We start from the raw sequence: 22,521 nt of genomic DNA on the forward strand, positions 1-22,521 counted from the left end.
CGGCGGTATCCTCTCGACAGCCACAGGGCTGTGGAAAAAGGCGGATACTGCTCGGAGTACCCCTACCGTCCCCAACATGGTAGAATCGCGCGGTTTATTCATCTCGGTCGTCACTTGCCGCGTACGTTTACGGGCACAGAAGTGGCGATCGCAGCAACAATGATCACAAGGATTACTGCTATGGGTTTTCTTACCGGTAAGCGCATTCTGGTAACAGGTGTTGCCAGCAACCGTTCTATTGCCTACGGTATTGCACAAGCAATGCAGCGCGAAGGTGCCGAACTGGCCTTCACGTATCAGAACGACAAATTGAAAGCACGCGTTGAAGGCTTTGCCAGCGAACTGGGTTCCAGCATCGTTCTGCCGTGTGATGTCGCTGAAGATGCCAGCATCGAAGCACTGTTTACCGAACTGGCTAACGTATGGCCGAACTTTGATGGCTTCGTGCACTCCATTGCTTACGCACCGGGCGACCAACTGGACGGTGACTACGTTGATGCCGTTACCCGTGAAGGTTTCAGCATTTCTCACGATATCAGCTCTTACAGCTTCGTCGCGATGGCGAAAGCCTGCCGTAAGATGCTGAACCCGAACTCTGCGCTGGTTACCCTGTCCTACCTGGGTGCTGAGCGTGCTATCCCTAACTACAACGTGATGGGTCTGGCAAAAGCGTCTCTGGAAGCGAACGTACGTTACATGGCGAACGCCATGGGTGCTCAGGGCGTGCGCGTCAACGCCATCTCTGCGGGCCCGATTCGTACATTAGCTGCATCCGGCATCAAAGACTTCAAGAAAATGCTGTCTCATTGCGAAGCCGTTACGCCAATCCGCCGTGTCGTTACCATTGAAGACGTGGGCAACTCTGCCGCGTTCCTGTGTTCCGATCTGGCAGCCGGCATCTCCGGTGAAGTTCTGCACGTTGACGGCGGTTTCAGCATCGCTGCAATGAACGAGCTGGAACTGAAGTAAGTCATCAAAAGTAGCCTATCATTGATAGGCTGCTTTCTTTTTTTCGGGGTTTAATTAGGTTATTAATTAAAATAAAAAATTATATTAAATATAAAATCATTACAGTTAAAATAATAATAAAAAATAAAATAACTCGGTTAATAATGAAATTCTCTTATTAGATAAACACATAAGATACTCTAATTTCATTCTTGTAAAAACAAAACAACATAATTACTATCAATGGCTGAGTAAGTTAAGACTTGCTCTAAAAAACCATCACCTGCTATGCAGTTATTTACATATTCCATTTATTATTAAAAATAAGGATATTTCATGAGTAACATCAATCAACTCAACTCGAGCAATAACGTCATTAACGTTATTGTCATTATTGATACAGACCGTATTATCAATGACCCCTCAATCAAATCTGTTAGTAAAGATCAAGCCCACCCGACGCCGATTGGCCACCAATACTCTTACATGGTTGCACCAAGTCAATCAGCCATATCAGGAGAGGGAACGGGCGACCTCAATATTAGAGCAAACCGTGATGATGTTATTCGCTGGACAGGTATTTCAGAATCTGCCAACTCCGACTCAAGCGTTTTAATTTATGGGCTACCTCGATATGCAGGTGATACCGTTTTTACCCAAGTTGAATTCGTTAATAGCGGCCGTTTAGAAGCAGAACCTGCACCAACGAATAACACCTCACCGTTCCCTGTTACGTTCACCGAACAAAAACATTGGTACACTCAGGCAACTATAACTAAATTAGGAACAGAGCAGTATCAGGTACAGTTCGCGTTGTACCATAGACCACACGGCGGAAATCAAGAACTCTATGGTTACTTCCAGTGGGATCCGACAATTACAGTCAAAGAGTAATTATATAATTAGTTAGATAATACAATGGCTCAATATCATCATTGAGCCATTGTATTTTAAATACCTTTATTGATTAACTATATTCGAAAGCACCAACACGCACATCATTAATCTATTGCACTCAGTTTTCACTCTCTGGAAACTGATTTTCATTAGTCATCATTCGCGTTTACATGATGCTTCCGACGTGAACTAAATAGCTATCATCCAGCAATTCAAACCTATAATGCCGCTGCGAAGAAAAAATAATCTCTCGGTTTTTCGTCACAAAGATGGCTTCAATGTCCGGTTGATGTTGTAGAAACTCAATACCCGCGTTCACGCCCATGCCATAGAGCAGCGTGGTGTAGATATCGCCATCGAGAGAGTCATTCGAGATAACCGTCACGCTGTGCAATTCATTATCCAGCGGATACCCCGTCCGGGGATCGAGAATATGGTGATAGATCTGGTCATCCACGGTAAAAAAGCGTTCATAGACGCCGGATGTCACCACGGATTTATTCTTCACCTTAATGATGCCCAGCAGGCTATCACGATCCGCGAAAGGCTTCTGTAACCCGACGCTCCATAGCCCTTGCTCATCCGTCAACGCGCTGCCGATAGCCAGCACGTTACCCCCCAGATTGATCAGCGCATCCTGAATTGCATGTTGATGCAGGACGTCTCGGACGATATCGGCAATATACCCTTTCGCAATCGCCCCCAGATCGATCTCCATTCCCGCGCTTTCCAGCATCACGGCGCAGTCCTGCTCTCTGAGAATAATGCGTTCGGGATGCGTTAATGCCAGCGACCGCTGTATCGATGCCTGATCAGGCACCGTGCTGCCGCTAAAACCGATTTTCCATAGCTTGACGACGGGACCAATCGCCACGTTAAAGCCGCTGTTTTCAATCAGGCTCACCGCTTTGGCGCGTTTAATCAGTTCAAAGACAACCGGGCTGACCGATACATAATCGTTACCCGCCGCGTGGTTGATGCTCATGACTTCTGAATGGGCCCGATTAACGGTCAGCAGGTCTTCGAGCTGCTTGATGCGTTGGAAAACCTGCCTGACGGCGGTTTCATCATGGATAAACAGTTTGAGCAGGATGGGGCTGCCCATCAGATGAACAGAATAGACATAAGCGTTATCGACAGAAGGCATACGGTGACTCCTATGATCGAATGGCGGTACAGAGAGGAAACGGCCAGACAATGGCGAGCGCCCTTTCAGACGCCCGCCATCAGCCTTACCCTTTTATCACGTTATCTTCTATCACTTACTCTTCTACCAGCATGGGTTGATTTTCAGCCGTTTTCACCACGGCTTTCGCGAACTTTGCCTTGCGCGCCTTCGTTGGAAAAACATTAGAATGACGCGGTGCTCGCGCATAGGTCGCTGCCTGAATCCCCGCCTGAATACCGAAGATAATAATATCCGCGACAGCGTTGCCACCAATGCGGTTCGCCCCGTGAATACCGCCGACCACTTCCCCTGCGGCATAAGTCCCGGAGATCGTCTCTTTATGGCGATTCAGCACTTCCGCTTTTTCGTTAATGGTCACCCCGCCCATCGTATGATGCACGCCCGGTGCCACCTTAATCGCGTAGTAAGGTGCCTGATTCAACGGATCGCGCATCCCCGTGGTTCGGCCAAAATCTTCATCATGTTTGTCGGCAATAAAGCCATTGTAACGTTCGAGCGAGGCGTGCAGCGCCGCCTGTGGTATGTCGAGCGTGTCGGCCAGTTCAGCGATACTGTGCGCGCTGACGGTCAACCCTTGTGCGACATACTCTTCAACTGCCCGATTGCGATTTCTTACCTGCTCATCGAACAGGATGTACGCGTACTCTTCCGGCAGGTTGACGATGGCAGACGAGACGTTATCCCGCGTCTCCATTTCGTTAAAGAAGCGTTTCCCGTGCTGCGATACCAGAATGGCTCCGCCGCCGCGAATGGATTCGGAGATCAGATAAGAGGTGGTTTGCTCAACCGTTGGATGGGTTTGAATTTCGCCCATGTCCACCGTATCCGCGCCGATCTGTTCCAGCAGGCGAATGCCGCCGCCCGTCGCGCCTTTGTGGTTGGTGGTAACGAAGCCTTTCAGGTCTGGACGGTATGACTCCACCATCGCCTGATTGGCACTAAAACCGCCCGTGGCGACAATCACCGCTTTTGTCGCAATCAGGCTTTCTTCGTGATCATCATTAACGACTCTGACGGCGGTCACTTTACCCTTCTCTTGCACAATTTCGGTCACCGACGTTTCCAGCAGCACCTCAATATTGTATTTATTAAGGTTCTTAATCAGCCCGCTGACCAAATAGCCGCCCACCGCTGCGCCATTGGCAGGGCGATGTGTTCTGTCAACGCTCATGCCGCCCGTCGTGGTGATATCGCTCAGCTCAATATCGTGCTGCGCCAGCCAGTTAATCGCGTCAGACGCGTGGTCGACAAAATATTGCACCAGCGCTGGGTTATTTTTCTGCTTTCCGCTTTTCAGGGTTTCGTTATAGAACAGCGCCTGGCTATCTTCGATGCCCCTGTTTTGTTGGAAGACGGTTCCCGCCGCGTTCATACCGGCAGAGGCTTTGATGGTGTTGCCGCCAATGACTGGCATCTTTTCAATGACGATAACGCGCGCACCCTCTTCGCTCGCCTGAATCGCCGCCGCCAGCCCCGCGCCGCCGCTACCAATCACCACCACGTCCGCCTCGCGGCGCGCATCCGGGTTACCGCCATCGGCGATAATAGCGTCTTTGCTCGATTTCACCATCGCCTTGGTGACGGCCTTTTTAATCGCCTCACTCTGCGCCGTTGCGCCCGTTACCGCATCGACGTGTGGGCTATTGGTATCCAGAATGCGTTCGCGGATAATCTCAAAACTGATTTTCAGTGAATCATCAATATCGCTATTATCCAACGCAATGTCGGCGACCCGATTCTGCTCAAAATGAACATGAATTCGCAGTTCGCCACCTTCATCCTGAACGCGTTCCTGATAAACCCCGGATTTAAATTTCTTGCCCGTTAAATTCACGTCCCGAATCATGGCTTCAACTAATGAAAAACGCCACAGCGGTTCAGGAATCGTTAATGTTTCGCGTTTATCGCTGGCAATATAAAGCTCAAGTTTTTCCTGCTCGGCAATGCGATCCGTCCAGTCTGGATAAGCAATACAGGCTCTGCCAACAGCAATCAGGTCATAGCCATTCTCTAACGCCGCGTCTGCATCTGCCTGGTTGACAATATCCCCTACGCCAATTACCGGAATCGCGGCTAATGTCGCAGAACGACGGGCAACATATTTTTTAATCAGCGGCGTCGGATCGTTTGTTTCGACAATCGATGAACGCAGAATATTTCCCATAGAGAAGTGGACATAATCCAGCCCGCGCGTCGCCAGTTTTTCCAGCAGATAGAGCGAATCATCAAAATGAATGCCGGGTTCTTCGATCTCTTCCGGTGAGAAACGATAGCCGATGATAAACGAAGGATCGGCGTATTTATCCGCGACCTCGTGGGTGATATCCAACACCGCCAGCGGGAAGGCGGCACGTTTGTCACGGCTGCCACCCCATTTATCTGAGCGCTGATTAGAGTGGGGGGAATAGAATTGCTGAATCAGATAGGTGTTCGCACCGTGAATTTCCACACCATCGAAACCCGCCTGAATGGCGCGATGGACGGCATCGCCAAACTTGCCGATCATGGCGTCAACCTCATCGCCCGACAGGGCAACAGGAACGATGGCTCCCGCACGCGGCGCGGCAATCGCGCTCGGGGCAACCGGCGTCGCACCACCGATAAAACGGGGTTCGACCATACGGCCGCCGTGATAAATTTGCAGGATCGCCGTCGACCCTTTTTCTTTAATCGCCGTCGCTATTTTGGTCAATCCGGCAATTTTGTCGTCGTTGTCTATCCCTATCGCGCCGGGAAAAGCCAACCCTTTGTCATCAATAAAACAGCATTCCACAATCACGGTGCCGATGCTGCCAGCTCTGGCCTGATAATATTCCACCAACTCTTTGGTCACGCTCCCATCGTAAAAACCGCTACAGGTGGTCATGGGTGCCATCAATACCCGGTTTTTCAGCGTCGCGCCGTTGGGGAGAGTAAAAGCAGCAAATAAATCATGGTGACTATTCTTCATAATGAATACTCCACTTAAAATAAAATCCTGTTCGAAAAGGCCATGTTTTTCTTTTAATCATTAATTCTTCTGGCTGATAATTTGCGAACTTATTACTTACCAAGTATCTATTTTTTTTAATGTTATAAAATGTTTTCTTACTATTTAAACTATTTTGTAGATCCGCTTTTATTAGGGGTATTGGTACAACTCTTTTTTATATTTAATATTCCATTCACTTCATTAACATCTCCTTATCCTTAAAATAACCAATCGGATATTATTTATATTCTGCATAACAAAAAAAACGCCCCGGTAAACAAATAAGACCGGGGCATCAGACCGTTGACAAACCTATTTTCTGAACGAGAACGGGAGTAACGGAATAGAAGAGTAAAGCGTTTGCGCCATGGACAAAAGCGTCAGGAACGCTTTTGAACGTCGCTAGCGACGGCCCTGAAAGGGTGAATCTCAGGGATGAGATTCATATCTGCGCAATCCGAGCGTACATGGATGTATTTACAGCGTCTTTACGATCTATCCGTTACCCCCGCCCTGCGGACTTCGTCAGCAACCTCACGCCCCAGTAAACAATAAAACCGGGGCGCAACAGGAAGAAATAGGATGACTATTGGTGTTGATAGGTCGCCGTGCGGACACCGTTAATGTACAGCTGGCGCTGCTCACCCGCCGGCAGGCGTAGCGTCGCGTGCTGCCAGGCGGGCTGATATCGCCCTTCTGACGTAAACATCACGTCAATCCGTTGGTTATCCGCACGGATTTCCCAGCGCAGCCACAGCGCGTGTCCTTCACGCCATTGCCACGTCTCACCATCGTCCTCAAACAGCAGCCCGCGATCTGTACCGCCTGCGACAGGCGGAAAAAGCAGGAATTCACGCTGGTCATCTTCATGCGGACTGACGTGCGCCGTTCGTCCCGACAGCGGAATCATCGCACCCGCTCTGACCAACAGCGGGAGACGTTCCAACGGCGCATCCAACACGATCGTCTGTCCACCGCTGAACCATTGGCCGGAATGAAAATCGTACCAGCCCGATGTATTCGCTGGCAGGTACACCGTACGTTGACGCTGCCCTTGCTCGACCACGCTGGCGACCAGAATGTCTCGCCCCAGCATGAAATCGTCGGTTTCTTCCAGCGTCGCGCTGTCCTGTTCGTGGTCGAGGAACATCGGGCGCAGCATCGGCTCATCGTCCGCGCTGGCCTGCCACAACAAGGTATAAAAATACGGCAGTAGACGGTAGCGCAGCGCAATAGCACTGCGTATCGCGGACGTTACCGCAGGATACATCCACGGTTCATTTACCGTCTGGTCGTCATTCCAGGAGTGAATGGTGAAACGCGGGTGCATCACGCCGTTCTGAACCCAGCGCACAAAAAGTTCGGCATCCGGTTTGTCGCCCGAAAATCCGCCGACGTCGTGCCCGACATTAAACAGGCCGGACAGGCTCATCCCGACTCCCATCCGAGTGTTGTAGCGTAGCGTCTGCCAGTTGGTGCGGTTATCGCCGCTCCAGGTCTGCACATAGCGCTGCATTCCCGCACAGCCGGAACGAGAGATCAGATAAGGCCGCAGCGTCGGGGCAAAGCGCTGCTGCGCCTCCAGCGAGGCGCGCATCATCAACAGTGGCATCAGCGGGCGAATGTGTTTGATCGCCATCGTTTCGCCGAATCCGTGACAGCGGGCTTCACCATCCCAAACTTCATACTCGTTATTGTCATTCCACGTCGAATCAATCCCTTTCTCCAGCAACTGCCGGGTGACGTTCTCCTGCCACCATGCCACCGTTGCCGGATTGGTGAAATCAAGGTGCGAACCTTCATCGTCCCAAAAGCTGGAACGCTCTGGTACATCGGATTCAGAATCACGGATAAATAGCCCCTGCGCCGACACCTCGTCGTATTTCGAGTGATCTTGCAGTAAACAAGGTTTGATATTGGCCGCCAGTTTGAGGCCCGCCTCGTGGAAAGCCTGCGACATCACCTCCGGCTGAGGGACTTTGTCGTAATTCCAGTTAAACACATAGCGCTTATTGTTGATCGACGTGTAACCCGACGAGAGTTGGAACGAATCACACGGGATATGATGTTCTCGGCACAGCGCGATAAATTTCATCAGCTGCTGCTGCGCATCGGGCGCATCGGTGTAATGCATGGTGGAACCGCTGTAGCCCAGGCTCCATTTTGGCCCAAAGAGCGTTTTCCCCGTCAGGCGCACGAACGCTTTCGTCACATCCAACACCCGCGGCCCGATGAACAGGTAATAATCGAGATCGCCCGCCTCCGCCTGATAGCGCCGATAAGCCAGATGGTAATTATCGATTTCATTGCCGAGATCGAGCCAGGTCGTGCTCAGGTTATCGTAAAACAGGCCGAAACTGACATCGTCGCGCCGGGTAATGGTAAAGGGAACATGCTTATACAGCGGATCGGTGCTCGCCGCGTTGTAGCCCATCGCGTCCAGATTGCGGAACTCAAACCGGCGTCCGGTGCGTTCAAGGTCGCCCGCTTTCTCGCCCAGCCCGTAATAACGCTCAGTCGGGAAACGGCGCTGATAGTGCGCCACACCGTCACCGTGTGGGTTGAGCAGATAGGCGCTGGTGGGGCGATCGGCGGCAAACGGCTGCCATTCGCCCTGTTCATCGCAATATTCCCACGCCAGCCACAACGGTTGATGAATCGTAATACGCATCCGCGCGGTGCTGATACGCAGCGCATCGTCCAACTGTTCCAGTGAGAATCCCGGCAGGCTGAAACCGTCACTACTTTCGCGGCTGCGCCCCTGCCAGGGGACATCCTGCTGCGGCGCGATGCTCCAGGTGCGGTTCAGCTTCAGCTCGTCATTCTGTTTAACCAGCACGCGGGCCAACATCGGTTCCAGCACGTACAGGCGAAACACATGTTTGTCGTCCACCAACAGTTCAACATGGTCGGCGCTCTGATGACGGAACACCCAATTTTTCAACGTTTTCATACAGCGTCCTTTTCAGGAAAAGATAAATGAGCCGTTATGCCTGCGACCGCGTTTTCCCACGACGTTCAGCAATAAATGCGATCAGGAAGATGGCACCGATCAGATCGAAGAATCCCATCGCGACAAACAGCGGGTTGAACCCGATTTTGTCGGCGGTGACGCCAATCAACAGCGAGAACAGGAAGCTGGCAATCCAGGCAAATGAACCACGCATCCCGTTCACGGTTGCCATCTGGCCTTTATCAAACGATTCCACCACCAGTGCGCTCAACATGCAGGAAATCACCTGATGGCCAAATCCACCGATGGAAATCAGCAGAATCGCCACCCACGGATCTTTACTGACGGCAACCAGCGCCAGCGATAGCATCAGAAACGCCCCCGTGACCGAACTCGCCACAATCGAGTTGACGCGAGAGCAGCCGAACCAGCGAACGTAGAGCCGGGTGAGGTAGCCGCTGGCGATGCTGCCGAGATCGGCGGCAAGAAACGGTAGCCACGCGAACATCGCGATTTGTTTCAGATCCATACCGCGTTCATTCGCCAGATAGAGCGGCACCCAAAAACTGAGCACGGCCCACGCGGGCTCCGCCATAAATGCTGGGATCGCGATACCGTAAAAGCGTTTGTTTTTTGAGACGGTTTTCAGCGCGGTGAAGAAAGGCAGTTTGACCGGAGGCGCCTCGTTGTCCTGACGGATAAAATCCAGTTCCTCGCGGCTTAAATTCGGGTGATCTTCGGGGTTGTGATAGAACAGCCACCACAGCGCCACCCACAGCAGCGCCAACCCACCGGTGAACATAAACGCGCCTTGCCAGCCCAGATAGGCGTGCGCCACAACGATAATCGGCGGTGCCAGCATCGCACCGATGGAAAAGCCAACACCGGCCCAACCTGCCGCAATCGGTCGCTCCTTTTTAGGGAACCACTCGCCCAGCGTTTTGGCATTCGCCGGTGTCGCTGCCGCTTCGGACGCGCCCATAAAGAAGCGCAAAATCGCCAGGTGCAGCCAGCTTCCCGCGCCCGCGTGGAAGATGCACATCAGCGCCCAGATCACCGCGCAGATCATAAAGCCCATTTTCAGACCGATAACATCGATCAGCCAGCCGCAAATCGGCTGAAAAATGGTATACGCCAGCTGGAATGCACCGACGATCCAGGAATATTGCTCGGTGGTGATGCCCATGCTGGTTTTCAGTTCTGGTGCCAGAATACCCAGCGAATTACGGGTGATGTAATTCACGGTAACGCCGAGCAGGAACAGGCTCAGCACCCACCAGCGCAGATTTCTGAATGTCCGTTTACCTTTGGTAGCGATGGAGGACGAATTGATGTCGAGACTCATGGTGACTCCTTTACAGGAAAGTAGGGTTACATTGGTCTGATATCTCGACGGCGTTTTTGTATTTATAGCCTATCGAACAATCAAACCATTTTCATATCATTGTATTTATTGAATTAAATCCTGTTTCACTACATCTCATCACTGAAATTGGTTTACCAAATCGAGAGTAGAACAATTGAAAATCGTGAAACACTCACTTTTTTGAAAACATTTTCATGCTATGGTCAAAATGCAGACAAAAGCCTGTCTATAGCGCCTGAAAACAGGTCACAGATAACAATGAAAACTTTGTCATTTTTGAAGGTGAACGAGATCACAAAATGAAAGGAAACCTGAAAATACGTGAAATTGCGCAGCGGACGGGCTACTCGATCAGTACGGTCTCACGCGTGTTGTCTGGTCAGTCCAATACCAGCGAGCAGGCAAAAGCGGACATCCTCAACTGCGCCCGCCAATGCGGCGTACTGGCCGATCTCGCGAACGGCCGCCTGCTCTTGAACGGGCTAACTATTTTCGCCCCGCCGCGCGCGTTTGATATTCGGTCCGACATCTTCTATCACAAGGTGGTACAGAGCATCATTGATGCCCTGAAGCCACACGATGTGCGAGTGCGCTACTGCGGGCTGGAGGAAAATGACAGCGATGCGGCGCTATTTTTAGACAAAATGCGCGATCCGGCTACGGAAGCGGCGCTGCTGATCGGCATCGACGATCCCTATATTCACGCGCTGGCGGCGGACAGCGGTAAGCCCTGCATATTGATTAACTGCATCGACCGCAAGATGCGCTTACCGGGTGTGGCACCCGCACACCGGCTGATTGGCGAGTTCTCCGCCCACTATCTCTTTGAGCAAGGTCACCATAACGTATTGACGCTGCTGTGCCTGCGTCGCTACACGATGGAACTGCGCCTGGACGGGATTCGGGATGCCTATCAGCACCATAATCTGCCGTTTTCCCCCGAGGACAACTTGCTGGCATTAGATAATTTCAGCACGACGGATGCCGAACAGACGATGACGGCCTTTTTAGCCCGCTGCCCGCAGGATAAGCGACCTACAGCGATTTTGGCAGGCGGTGATTTCATTGCGGTTGGGGTGGTGAATGCGCTGCATAAGGCGGGATTACGCGTACCGCAGGACGTCTCGGTGATGAGCATGGATGGGTTCAACCTCTCGGCTATTCACGACGTGCCGCTCACGTCGGTACATGTGCCGCGTGAAGCGCTGGGCGAAGAGGCCGTCAGGCTGTTGCAATATCGCCTGATCCGCCCCGAAGCCCCCGTGGGCAACCTGCTACTAAACGGTACGCTGGTGGTTCGTCAGTCCGTCAGGCGGCTACGCGCCAGTAAATCAGTTGCGCCGATACAGGATGAAAGCCTCTACGACTAAGAACCTATCCCAGTAGGCGTTATTGGTGCAGTCAGTTTGGACGCGGACAGCGCGCAGAAACCGGAGCGTACACGTAGTACGTGAGGATTATTCGCTACGCTCACCCTACGGGCCGCCCCAAGGGGCGTTCAAACGCAATAGCGTTTGTGTGAGCACTGCCCAGGTTCAAAATGGCAAATGAAATAGCCCTAATGGGATAGGTTCTAAGCCTGCAACCACGCCTGCGCAGCATCAAAGAAGTTCTGCGCCAGCGGCGTTGCTCTGCCAGCCTGGGCGACAACAACAGCCGCACGACGACGCATCGGCGGGAATTGCAGCGGCCGTAGCGTTAACGCGGGCGTCATTTCGGGGATCAGGCTGCCGTGAGGGACTATGCTGCACCCAAGCCCAACATAGGCGCTTTGGATCAGTTGCAGGACAGAAGCGCTTTCCACCTTGACCCACGGCGAGACGCCCATTTCACGGAAATGGCTATCCAGATAGCGACGGAAATAGCGGCTGGCCTCCGCCAGACAGAGCGGAGTCTCAGAAAGCGCATCGAGAGGCAGCGGCGTCTCTCCCACCAGTTGTGGAAAATGGTGCGGATGGAACAAGAGATCAACGCCCTGCTCCTTCAGCGGCGACGCCTGAAAGTGCAGTTCCTGTAGCGTCGAAAATTCAAAAAAGCCGATACCGACATCCACCGAATGCGCATTCAGCGCTTCCAGCAGCTGATCCGCACTAAACAGCGAGATCTGAAAATCCAGCTGCGGGTAAACCTTGTTCACCGCCGCCAGCATGCTCGACAGCGCGATACTGCTTTGCGGCACCGCGCCGATGCGCAATACGCCGCTCACGCCACGTTTCAGCGACGCAACCTCCAGCTTTAACCCCTGATAAACCGAGACGATTTCCCGCGCCCAGGCCAGCACGCGTTCCCCTTCCGCTGTGAAGCCTTCAAAATTATTACCCCGATTGATTAACGCCAGATCCAGCTCTCTCTCCAGATTTTTCAACCGCATGGAGAGCGTGGGCTGACTAACAAAACTGGCTTCCGCTGCCCGGCCAAAATGGCGCTCTTTCTCCAGATTGCACAGGTATTGCAGTTGCTTAATATCCATCGTCAGGCTCAATCGTCAGACACAGTAGTGGGTAAGCCCCGAGTATACCATCGATAAATACCCTCTATCCCACCATAGCCGCATTTGATTAGACGCGATCGCTGGCGGCACCTAAACTTCCCTTAAGAGCAAATATTTAAAATTTTGTTCACATAAAAAAAACAAAACCCTAAATAATTCGAGTTTCAGGCCGGCGGCAACGCAGCGAGTCCCCAGGAGCTTACTCAAGTAAGTGACTGGGGTGAGCGAGGCTGCCAACACACCTGCAACTTGAAGTATGACGGGTTTATTCACCTGCGGAACGTATATGAAATTCAAACCATCCATCAAGCCATACCGCAATGCGGCTGGCGGCTGGGGCTCGTTGGAAGCCACCACGCGTTTTGTTCTCGACAGCAAGCAAGCGCTGAAAAATATCCGAAACTTGTTGCGGGTCAATAAATCGAAAGGATTTGATTGCCCCGGCTGCGCCTGGGGTGATGACAACAGCAGCACGTTCAGTTTCTGTGAAAACGGCGCGAAAGCGGTCAGTTGGGAGGCAACGCGCAAAGCGGTCGATCTGGATTTTTTCGCCGCTCACAGCGTCACGACGCTACGTCAGCAAAGTAACTATTTCCTTGAGTATCAGGGGCGCTTAACCCACCCGATGCGCTACGACCGCGCCAGCGATCGCTATGTCCCTATCGAATGGGACGCCGCGTTTGCGCTGATCGCTCACCACATCGGTAACATGGCACACCCCAATCAAGCGGAGTTTTATACGTCTGGGCGTGCCAGCAATGAAGCGTCTTACCTGTATCAGCTTTTTGGCCGCATGCTGGGCACCAACAATTTCCCTGACTGCTCGAATATGTGTCATGAGGCCAGCGGAATCGGTCTGAAACAGAGTATCGGCGTGGGTAAAGGCACGATCCGGCTGGATGATTTCGAACACGCTGATGCGATTTTTGTCTTCGGGCAGAACCCTGGCACCAATCACCCACGCATGCTGCACAGCCTGCGTCATGCCGCCGATCGCGGCTCGCACGTCGTCTCGTTTAATACGCTACGCGAGCGCGGTCTGGAACGTTTTGCCAATCCGCAAAATCCGCTGGAGCTGCTCACGCCGCTGTCTGGCACCATTAGCGAAACCTATCTGCAACCCAATCTGGGTGGCGATATGGCTGCCGTGCGCGGGATGGTAAAAGCCCTGCTGGAAACGCATCGCCAGCGCCTGTCTGCCGGGGAAGCCGGTTTATTCGATCAGGCTTTCCTGTCCACGCATACCCAGCAGGTGGACGACTATCTTACTGTGGTTGATGCCACAAGCTGGCAGAAAATTGAACAGCAGTCCGGCCTGACCGAAGCACAATTGCGCTATGTCGCGGCAATTTATCAGCAGTCGCCGCGTGTCATTTGCACCTGGGCAATGGGGATTACCCAGCACAAACACTCTGTCGCCACCGTACGGGAAATTGTGAACCTGCAACTGCTGTTCGGGCAGTTAGGAAAACCGGGTGCGGGGCTGTGTCCAGTACGCGGTCATAGTAATGTGCAGGGCAATCGCACCATGGGGATCGATGAGAAGCCGACGGCCGCGTTTCTCGATCGTCTGGCAGCGCATTATGACTTCACGCCGCCTTACACCGCAGGCCACAACACGGTAGAAGCTCTGGAAGCGATGCTGCGCGACGAGATAAAAGTGCTGATCGCGCTGGGCGGTAACCTCGCCGCCGCTGCACCCGATTCGGCCCGCACTGAAGAAGCGCTCAGCCGCTGCGATCTGACCGTACACATCAGTACCAAGCTCAACCGCAGCCATCTGATTACCGGCAAGGTCGATGCATTGATTCTGCCAACACTCGGCCGTACCGATCTCGATATGCAGGCCAGCGGTGCGCAGTTTATTACCGTCGAAGATTCCTTCAGCATGGTGCATGCATCACAGGGCGTCGGGCAGCCGCTTTCGCCATTGCAGCGCTCAGAAACGGCGATTGTTGCGGGGATTGCCAATGCTGTGCTCGGCCATGAAAAACTCGACTGGCTGGCGCTGGCGGACGATTACTCACGCATCCGCGACCATATTGCCGCCACCCTTCCCGGCTTTACGGATTTCAATGCCAACTGCGACCTGCCGGGCGGATTCTATCTCGGCAACGCGGCCGCTGAACTGCACTTCAATACACCCAACGGCAAAGCGCAATTCAGCCATGCCGCGCTGCCCGACACACTGTTTCCGCAGCTACAAGGCAGCGACGTGCCTTTTACCCTGCAAACCCTGCGTTCACACGACCAGTACAACACCACGATTTATGGTCTGGATGACCGCTATCGCGGCGTGTATGGGCAGAGGGAAGTGCTATTCATGCACCCGGATGATATCAGCGCGCTGGGGCTGGAAGACGGTGATAGGGTCGATATCGAAACGCTGTGGAACGACGGCATTACCCGCATCGTCAACGGTTTCAAGCTAGTGAGCTACGCGATTCCGCGCGGTAATCTGGCCGCCTATTATCCCGAAACCAACCCGCTGGTGCCGCTGTCCAGCTTTGGGGATGAAACGCACACGCCAACCTCTAAATCCGTGCCGGTTAGCGTTCGTCGTAGTACGCAAGCGGAGTCTCTGCTGCGTATCGCCTAAGAATCTGTCCACTAGGCTATTTTATTTGCCATTTTGAACCTGGGCAGTGCTCACACAAACGCTATTGCGTTTGAACGCCCCTTGGGGCGGCCCGTAGGGTGAGCGTAGCGAATAATCCTCACGTACTACGTGTACGCTCCGGTTTTTCCGCGCTGTCCGTGTCCAAACTGGCTGCATCAATAACGCCTAGTGGAATAGATTCCGCTTCATAACTCGTGCCGTGAGATCAATCGCGTGCATGGCAGGTGGATACATTCGAATCAGCGTTGACTTTACTCGTATTTATCCGCGCTTCTGCTGCCGATCTGCGCCTACGCCACCCCCGATTATTCTTGCCGCAAGCACCCGATTCGAGTAAAACTGTGAACTGCTAATTAAGCTACTCACAACCGTATTTCTGGACGCTATGTTTCAAGATAATCCGCTGCTTGCACAGCTAAAACAGCAACTTCACTCTCAGACACCGCGTGTTGAAGGTGTCGTCAAAGGTACCGATAAAGGATTCGGCTTCCTTGAAGCTGACGGACAAAAAAGCTATTTCATTCCCCCTCCGCACATGAAAAAAGTGATGCACGGTGACCGGATTACCGCCACCCTGCATACGGAAAAAGAGCGGGAAATTGTCGAGCCAGAAACGCTGATCGAACCCTTCCTTACCCGATTTGTTGGGCGCATCCATAAAAAAGACGATCGTTTATCCATCACGCCTGACCATCCGCTGCTGAAAGATGCCATCCCTTGCCGCGCCGCGCGCGATGTCACGCACGATTTTCAGGAAGGTGATTGGGCCGTAGCCGAAATGCGCCGTCACCCGTTGAAGGGCGATCGTGGATTTCATGCTGAACTGACGCAGTACATCACCACGGGCGATGACCCGCTGGTGCCGTGGTGGGTGACATTGTCACGCCATAATCTGGAGCGTTCAGCCCCAGAAGTTGAGACGACTGAGCGCCATGACGGTGAACTCGTTCGTGAAGATCTCACCGCACTGAGCTTTGTCACTATCGACAGCGCCAGCACTGAAGATATGGACGATGCGCTGTACGTGAAGGACAACGGTGATGGTTCACTACAATTAACCATCGCCATTGCCGATCCGACCGCCTATGTCGCGGCGGGTAGCGAGCTGGATAACATTGCACGCCAGCGCGCCTTCACCAACTATCTGCCCGGCTTCAATATCCCGATGCTGCCGCGCCCGCTGTCGGACGATATCTGTTCCCTGCGCCCGGACGAGCGTCGCCCTGTTCTCGCCTGCCGCGTGACGATTGCCGCCGACGGTGCGCTGGGTGACGACATTCACTTTTTTGCCGCCTGGATCGAGTCCAAAGCCAAATTAGCCTATGACAACGTCTCTGACTGGCTCGAAAATCAAGGCGAATGGCAGCCGCAAAACGACGCGATTGCCGAACAAATTCGTTTGCTGCACCGCCTCTGTCTGGCACGCAGCGACTGGCGCACCACCCATGCGCTGGTATTTAAAGATCGCCCGGATTACCGCTTCCTGCTGGGTGAAAAAGGCGACGTGTTGGATATCGTGGTTGAACATCGCCGTATCGCCAACCGTATCGTTGAAGAATCCATGATTGCCGCCAACGTCTGTGCGGCCATTGTGCTGCGCGATAAGCTGGGCTTCGGCATCTATAACGTGCATAACGGCTTCGATCCTGCCTCGATTGAACAGGCGGTTGCTGTGCTGGACACCCACGGTGTTCAAGCTGACGCGCAAGTGCTGTTGACGCTGGAAGGCTTCTGTACGCTGCGCCGCGAGCTGGATGCCCAGCCGACGCAGTTCCTGGACAGCCGTATTCGCCGCTTCCAATCTTTCGCGGAAGTGAGCACCACGCCGGGACCGCACTTCGGTCTGGGGCTGGAAGCCTATGCCACCTGGACATCGCCGATCCGTAAATACGGCGATATGGTGAACCACCGTTTGTTGAAAGCGGTTATCACCGGACAGGCCGCGGAAAAACCGCAGGACGACGTCACGGTTCAGTTGGCAGAACGCCGCCGCCTTAATCGTATGGCTGAGCGCGATGTCGGTGACTGGCTGTACGCCCGCTACCTTAAAGATAAAGCCGGTACGGATAGCCGCTTCAATGCGGAAATCATTGACGTCACACGCGGTGGCCTGCGCGTTCGCCTGCTGGATAACGGCGCAATGGCATTTATCCCGTCCTCCTTTATCCACCCCGTACGCGATGAGCTGGTGTGCAGTCAGGAAATGGGCACCCTGTCAGTGAAAGGCGACGTGGTTTATCGTCAGGGGGATACGCTGGACGTCGTCATTGCTGAAGTTCGTCTGGAAACCCGCAGCATCGTGGCAAAACCTGCCGCCTAAGTGCCATGCCGCCGAGCCATCTCGGCGGACGTGCAACCCTCATCACAGGAGTGTTCCCGATGAAGAAAATGACAATCGGTACATCCGCAATACAGGCTTCCAACATTGCGTTGGGCTGTATGCGAATGGCGAAGAAAAGCACGAGTGAAGCAGCCGACATCCTCAATGCCTCCGTCGAGGCAGGCATCGATTTCTTCGATCACGCTGATATCTATGGCTCAGGTTTGTCGGAAGAGATTTTCGCCGCCGGTTTACAGAAGACCGCCATCCGCCGGGAATCAATCTTTCTGCAATCCAAATGTGGCATTCGTCAGGGCTTTTTTGACTTCTCGAAGGCGCACATCATCGCGTCCGTCGAAGGTAGCTTGCAGCGTTTAAAAACGGACTATCTTGATACGCTCCTGCTGCACCGCCCGGACACGCTGTTTGAACCCGATGAAGTCGCCGCCGCCTTTGATGAGCTGGAAAGCAGCGGGAAAGTGCGCCATTTCGGCGTCAGTAATCAGAATCCGTTGCAGATTGAGCTGCTAAAGAAATCCGTACGCCAGCCGCTTATCGCCAACCAATTACAGTTCAGCATCATGCACACGGGCATGATTGATGCCGGATTTAACGTGAATATGACGAATCCAGCATCGGTGAATCACGATGGCGCGGTTCTGGAATACAGTCGTCTGAATACGATGACGATTCAGGCCTGGTCGCCCTTCCAGTACGGCTTTTTTGATGGTGTATTCCTCGATAACGAGAAGTTCCCCAAACTGAACGCCACTCTTGATCGCCTCGCTGAGCAGCATCGCGTCACCAATACCGCGATCGCCACCGCGTGGATCTTGCGTCACCCTGCTGCGATGCAGGTGATTATCGGCACCATGAGCCCGGAACGTATCCGCGACATCGCGGCGGCGTCTACCCTGTCACTCAGCCGCGAAGAATGGTACGAAATTTACCGCGCCGCTGGGAACGTTCTGCCTTAAGTAAACGTTTTGTCTTAAACGCTCAGACTCTGCCATCCTCTGAATTTCCCCCGGCAGAGTCTGTCATATTTTCACGCTAATTTTACTGCTCGACTACGTTAGCCATTGTTTACCCTTTAAGTTTCTTTACAGAAATTCACGTTCGCTCACATTTTCTCATCCATTCCCTTCTCTTCGCCATTAAACCCACTATTGTTAAATTGCATTAACACCCGCGCTATACCTTTTCTGAATAACGAAGGAGCCGTTGTTATGAGTAACGTAAAGAGCATTGTGATCTGGCTGCTAGTCGGCCTGGCGGGCGCCTTTTCGTTCGCCACGCTGGCGCTAAGTCGCGGTGAACACGTCAATGCCGTGTGGTTAGTTATCGCTGCGGTATCGTGTTACAGCATCGCCTATCGGTTTTACAGCCTGTTTATCGCCAAAAAAGTGTTTGAGCTCGACGATCGCCGACTGACACCGGCTGAGCGTCATAACGACGGTCTGGATTACGTTCCCACCAACAAATGGGTACTGTTCGGCCACCACTTCGCCGCCATCGCCGGGGCCGGGCCGCTGGTCGGGCCGATTCTCGCCGCACAGATGGGCTTCCTACCCGGTACGATCTGGATTCTGGTCGGCGTGATGCTGGCGGGTGCCGTGCAGGATTTTCTGGTGCTGTTTATCTCAACCCGCCGGGACGGTCGTTCTCTGGGTGAGATGGCAAAACAAGAGCTGGGCACGTTCGCGGGTATTATCACCATGCTCGGTGCGCTGGGCGTGATGATCATCATTCTCTCGGCGTTGGCGCTGGTCGTCGTTAAGGCGCTGGCAGAAAGTCCGTGGGGATTGTTCACGATTGCCGCCACCATCCCTATCGCGCTCTTCATGGGCGTTTACATGCGCTTTTTACGTCCGGGCAAGATTGCTGAAGTCTCCATCATCGGTTTTGTGCTGATGATGCTGGCGATTGTCTACGGCGGCAACATCGCTGTGCACCCTTACTGGGGGCCGTTCTTCACGCTGAAAGGGACGTCACTCACTTGGGTACTGGTGATTTACGGCTTCGTGGCATCAGTCCTGCCCGTCTGGCTGCTGCTGGCACCGCGTGATTATCTCTCTACATTCCTGAAAATCGGGGTGATTGTCGGGCTGGCCTTCGGTATTGTATTCGCGATGCCGGAAATGAAAATGCCTGCCGTTTCTCGTTTTATTGACGGCACCGGCCCCGTCTTCTCCGGTACGCTGTTCCCCTTCCTGTTTATCACCATCGCCTGCGGCGCAATTTCCGGTTTCCACGCACTGGTTTCCAGCGGCACCACGCCGAAACTGGTTGAACGTGAAAGCCACATCCGCTTCATCGGCTATGGCGCCATGCTGATGGAATCCTTCGTAGCGATTATGGCGCTGATTTGTGCCTCGGTTATCGAACCGGGTATCTACTTCGCCATGAACTCACCCGCCGCCTTGATCGGCACCACGGTTGAAAGCGCCTCGTTAGCCATCAATAACTGGGGATTTGTGATTACCCCGCAGGAATTGAGTGCCATTGCCAATGATGTTGGCGAAGCCTCTATTCTTTCCCGCGCCGGTGGTGCACCGACCTTCGCGGTGGGTATGGCCTACATCATCACGGAAATCTTTAACAGCCGGGCGATGATGGCATTCTGGTATCACTTCGCGATTCTGTTTGAAGCGCTGTTCATTCTGACCGCGGTTGACGCCGGAACGCGCGCCTGTCGTTTCATGGTGCAGGATCTGGTCGGTATTGCGATTCCGCGATTAGCGAACAGCCATTCCTGGCTGGGGAATCTTGCTGGTACGACCGTTGCCGTTTCTGGCTGGGGATTCTTCGTCTATCAGGGCGTGATCGATCCGCTGGGCGGCATCAATACACTCTGGCCGCTGTTCGGTATCGGTAACCAGATGCTGGCCTCGATGGCGTTGATTCTCGGCACCGTGGTGTTGTTTAAAATGAAGAAACAGCGCTATGCGTGGGTGACTATCGTGCCTACCGTCTGGCTGTTTATTACGTCGATGACGGCGGGTTGGCAGAAAATTTTCCATGAAAAACCGAGCATCGGCTTTCTGGCTCAGGCGAAACGCTTCGCGGCGGGTATTGAGCAGAACACGCTGATCGCACCGGCCAAATCGATTAAAGACATGGAAACCATCGTCTTCAGTAATCAGATTAACGCCGCGCTGTGCGGGTTCTTCATGCTGGTGGCGGTGACAATGCTGATTTCCGCCTTCTTCGTCATTCGTCGTGCGATGAATAGCGATGTCCCAACGGCAAAAGAGAGCCCAATTGTCTTACGAGACGGCGCTCAGCCTTAAACGCCATCGGCGTATATCACTCAATCCCTCCCTCACGGAGGGATTTTTTATGGCCGCTACCCTTACGGATTTAGCACGGAACTCGTGCCGTTCAGGAGAGAGGTCATCAAGCCCCACAAATAACAATAGCGCCGTATTTGCGGCGCTACGTGGCTTAAAGGTAACGTGAAGGAATCGCTGCGGTTTATTGCCCGTAATAGGCGTTCTTGCCGTGCTTGCGTAAGTAGTGTTTATCCAACAGCGTTTGCTGCATCTCGCCCAGTTGAGGCGTTAACTGGCGCGAAAAAATCCCCATGTAGGCAAGCTCTTCCAGAACAACGGCGTTGTGCACCGCGTTGTCTGCATCTTTCCCCCAGGCGAAGGGGCCATGTGAGTTAACCAATACGGCAGGAACATCCACCGGAGAAATGCTACGCTGGCGGAAGGTTTCGACAATCACCCTTCCCGTTTCCCACTCATAGCGACCGTTGATTTCCCCGTCCGTCATCAGACGTGTGCAGGGAATCGGGCCATAAAAATAGTCCGCATGCGTTGTTCCCCAAGCGGGGATATCTTTACCGGCTTGCGCCCAGATCGTGGCATGGCGGGAATGGGTATGCACAATACCGCCGATATCGGCAAATTCCAGATACAGCACGCGGTGGGTATCGGTATCTGACGACGGTTTCTTCGTCCCCTCCACCACCTTGCCACTTTCCAGCTCAACGACAACCATGTCCTCCAGCGTCATGGCAGAATACTCTACGCCGGAAGGTTTGATCACCATCAGGCCACGCTGTCGATCCACCGCGCTGACATTTCCCCAGGTAAACGTCACCAGATTGTGCTGCGGCAAGGCCAGATTGGCTTCCAACACCTGTTTTTTTAGCGTTTCTAACATAACAGCCCCCCTCGGCGCGATAACACCATTCTCGCGGCCTGACGAGTTCGTCGCTATGGGCTAAATCGCTAAAGACCTAGCGGTGTTCTGCTATGGGAAAAAGAAAGAGACACCCCACAGATTTGGTTAAAAAACAGCCAGACTTATCAATTGTTGCTATCGTTAACATAACGCAGGGGAATTAAGATTTTTTACCTGTTGCCGTTTTTCCCGATGATTATACTTGTCATCAAGCGGTAAAAGGCTCGGTTTCTTTATTTAATACCGCAAAAAGTACGTTGTTCGATATTTCCTCACAAGAAACGTGAGACCAAGAGCAGAAAGGGGAAAAAGATGAAATTAAACAAACGTTTTGCAACAGCCGCTCTGGCAATTACGCTTGCTGTAACGCTTGCAGGCTGTTCAAACATGTCCAAACGTGACCGTAATACCGCGATTGGTGCCGGTGCGGGTGCAGTAGGTGGGGCTATCTTAACGGATGGCGGAACATTAGGAACACTGGGCGGTGCGGCTATCGGCGGGCTGATTGGTCGTCAGGTCGATAAATAACGAATTTGTGGGCAGCAGGTTAACGGGAGTAAACCTGCTGCTTT

At 53.1% G+C, this 22,521-nt stretch carries 14 protein-coding genes; 8 read left to right on the plus strand and 6 right to left on the minus strand.

The annotated features are described in order from the left end of the window. Positions 1-180: 180 nt before the first annotated feature. Together fabI and BUB06_RS03065 are read left to right on the plus strand one after the other, a co-directional pair. Positions 181-969 (plus strand): enoyl-ACP reductase FabI, encoded by a 789-nt coding sequence (gene fabI, locus BUB06_RS03060; RefSeq protein ID WP_010276729.1) that lies wholly within the window; start codon positions 181-183, stop codon positions 967-969. Between the two features lie 315 nt (positions 970-1,284). Further along, the gene (locus tag BUB06_RS03065; protein ID WP_039471722.1) at positions 1,285-1,842 is read left to right on the plus strand and encodes an inclusion body family protein; all 558 of its coding nucleotides are present in this window, start codon (positions 1,285-1,287) and stop codon (positions 1,840-1,842) included. 169 nt (positions 1,843-2,011) lie between these two features. On the opposite strand, the gene BUB06_RS03070 is transcribed toward BUB06_RS03065, so the two are convergent. The 4 genes from BUB06_RS03070 to BUB06_RS03085 form a co-directional block, all read right to left on the minus strand. Continuing rightward, the gene (locus BUB06_RS03070) at positions 2,012-2,992 is read right to left on the minus strand and encodes an FAD:protein FMN transferase (RefSeq protein WP_039471721.1); all 981 of its coding nucleotides are present in this window, start codon (positions 2,990-2,992) and stop codon (positions 2,012-2,014) included. A 115-nt stretch (positions 2,993-3,107) separates the two neighbouring features. Continuing rightward, positions 3,108-5,984, minus strand: coding sequence for a flavocytochrome c (locus tag BUB06_RS03075; RefSeq protein WP_039471720.1), 2,877 nt, complete (start codon positions 5,982-5,984; stop codon positions 3,108-3,110). A gap of 607 nt (positions 5,985-6,591) precedes the next feature. Continuing rightward, positions 6,592-8,958, minus strand: a complete 2,367-nt coding sequence (locus BUB06_RS03080; RefSeq protein WP_039471719.1) for a glycoside hydrolase family 31 protein — start codon at positions 8,956-8,958, stop codon at positions 6,592-6,594. Between the two features lie 34 nt (positions 8,959-8,992). Beyond that, complete coding sequence (locus BUB06_RS03085) at positions 8,993-10,303, minus strand: MFS transporter (protein WP_010309508.1); 1,311 nt, start codon at positions 10,301-10,303, stop codon at positions 8,993-8,995. 320 nt (positions 10,304-10,623) lie between these two features. Here BUB06_RS03085 and BUB06_RS03090 point away from each other — a divergent pair, with 320 nt between their 5' ends. Further along, positions 10,624-11,694 (plus strand): LacI family DNA-binding transcriptional regulator, encoded by a 1,071-nt coding sequence (locus BUB06_RS03090; protein WP_039471718.1) that lies wholly within the window; start codon positions 10,624-10,626, stop codon positions 11,692-11,694. Positions 11,695-11,897: 203 nt separating this feature from the next. Here BUB06_RS03090 and BUB06_RS03100 read toward each other — a convergent pair whose 3' ends face one another. After that, positions 11,898-12,794 carry a LysR family transcriptional regulator gene (locus BUB06_RS03100; protein WP_039471716.1) on the minus strand — a complete coding sequence of 299 codons (897 nt, stop codon included), beginning with the start codon at positions 12,792-12,794 and terminating at the stop codon, positions 11,898-11,900. A gap of 307 nt (positions 12,795-13,101) precedes the next feature. Between BUB06_RS03100 and BUB06_RS03105 the strand changes: the two genes are divergently transcribed. The 4 genes from BUB06_RS03105 to BUB06_RS03120 all read left to right on the plus strand — a co-directional run bounded on the left by BUB06_RS03105 (position 13,102) and on the right by BUB06_RS03120 (position 21,048). Then, positions 13,102-15,414: an FdhF/YdeP family oxidoreductase gene (locus BUB06_RS03105; RefSeq protein WP_039471715.1), complete on the plus strand. Its 2,313-nt coding sequence runs from the start codon at positions 13,102-13,104 to the stop codon at positions 15,412-15,414. Between the two features lie 406 nt (positions 15,415-15,820). Beyond that, on the plus strand, positions 15,821-17,755 hold the full coding sequence (locus BUB06_RS03110; RefSeq protein ID WP_039471713.1) for an exoribonuclease II: 1,935 nt from the start codon (positions 15,821-15,823) through the stop codon (positions 17,753-17,755). Between the two features lie 59 nt (positions 17,756-17,814). Beyond that, entirely contained in the window at positions 17,815-18,732 is a 918-nt protein-coding gene (locus BUB06_RS03115; RefSeq protein ID WP_039471711.1) for an aldo/keto reductase, read from the plus strand. A 252-nt stretch (positions 18,733-18,984) separates the two neighbouring features. After that, complete coding sequence (locus BUB06_RS03120) at positions 18,985-21,048, plus strand: carbon starvation CstA family protein (RefSeq protein ID WP_039471709.1); 2,064 nt, start codon at positions 18,985-18,987, stop codon at positions 21,046-21,048. 184 nt (positions 21,049-21,232) lie between these two features. On the opposite strand, the gene araD is transcribed toward BUB06_RS03120, so the two are convergent. Continuing rightward, positions 21,233-21,928 carry an L-ribulose-5-phosphate 4-epimerase gene (gene araD, locus BUB06_RS03125; RefSeq protein ID WP_010306270.1) on the minus strand — a complete coding sequence of 232 codons (696 nt, stop codon included), beginning with the start codon at positions 21,926-21,928 and terminating at the stop codon, positions 21,233-21,235. 333 nt (positions 21,929-22,261) lie between these two features. Here araD and osmB point away from each other — a divergent pair, with 333 nt between their 5' ends. Continuing rightward, a complete protein-coding gene (gene osmB / locus BUB06_RS03130) occupies positions 22,262-22,477 on the plus strand; it encodes an osmotically-inducible lipoprotein OsmB (protein ID WP_010276685.1) in 216 nt (71 codons plus the stop codon). Positions 22,478-22,521: the final 44 nt, after the last annotated feature.

Source organism: Pectobacterium carotovorum (assembly GCF_900129615.1).
GTDB classification, from domain to species: domain Bacteria; phylum Pseudomonadota; class Gammaproteobacteria; order Enterobacterales; family Enterobacteriaceae; genus Pectobacterium; species Pectobacterium carotovorum.

What these genes read in the sequence shown, in the direction of transcription:
- BUB06_RS03100 (WP_039471716.1), bottom strand. Translation starts at nt 12,794, where the DNA reads ATGGATATTAAGCAACTGCAATACCTGTGCAATCTGGAGAAAGAGCGC.
- BUB06_RS03065 (WP_039471722.1), top strand. Translation starts at nt 1,285, where the DNA reads ATGAGTAACATCAATCAACTCAACTCGAGCAATAACGTCATTAACGTT.
- BUB06_RS03090 (WP_039471718.1), top strand. Translation starts at nt 10,624, where the DNA reads ATGAAAGGAAACCTGAAAATACGTGAAATTGCGCAGCGGACGGGCTAC.
- BUB06_RS03080 (WP_039471719.1), bottom strand. Translation starts at nt 8,958, where the DNA reads ATGAAAACGTTGAAAAATTGGGTGTTCCGTCATCAGAGCGCCGACCAT.
- BUB06_RS03120 (WP_039471709.1), top strand. Translation starts at nt 18,985, where the DNA reads ATGAGTAACGTAAAGAGCATTGTGATCTGGCTGCTAGTCGGCCTGGCG.
- BUB06_RS03070 (WP_039471721.1), bottom strand. Translation starts at nt 2,992, where the DNA reads ATGCCTTCTGTCGATAACGCTTATGTCTATTCTGTTCATCTGATGGGC.
- osmB (WP_010276685.1), top strand. Translation starts at nt 22,262, where the DNA reads ATGAAATTAAACAAACGTTTTGCAACAGCCGCTCTGGCAATTACGCTT.
- fabI (WP_010276729.1), top strand. Translation starts at nt 181, where the DNA reads ATGGGTTTTCTTACCGGTAAGCGCATTCTGGTAACAGGTGTTGCCAGC.
- BUB06_RS03075 (WP_039471720.1), bottom strand. Translation starts at nt 5,984, where the DNA reads ATGAAGAATAGTCACCATGATTTATTTGCTGCTTTTACTCTCCCCAAC.
- BUB06_RS03105 (WP_039471715.1), top strand. Translation starts at nt 13,102, where the DNA reads ATGAAATTCAAACCATCCATCAAGCCATACCGCAATGCGGCTGGCGGC.
- BUB06_RS03110 (WP_039471713.1), top strand. Translation starts at nt 15,821, where the DNA reads ATGTTTCAAGATAATCCGCTGCTTGCACAGCTAAAACAGCAACTTCAC.
- BUB06_RS03085 (WP_010309508.1), bottom strand. Translation starts at nt 10,303, where the DNA reads ATGAGTCTCGACATCAATTCGTCCTCCATCGCTACCAAAGGTAAACGG.
- BUB06_RS03115 (WP_039471711.1), top strand. Translation starts at nt 17,815, where the DNA reads ATGAAGAAAATGACAATCGGTACATCCGCAATACAGGCTTCCAACATT.
- araD (WP_010306270.1), bottom strand. Translation starts at nt 21,928, where the DNA reads ATGTTAGAAACGCTAAAAAAACAGGTGTTGGAAGCCAATCTGGCCTTG.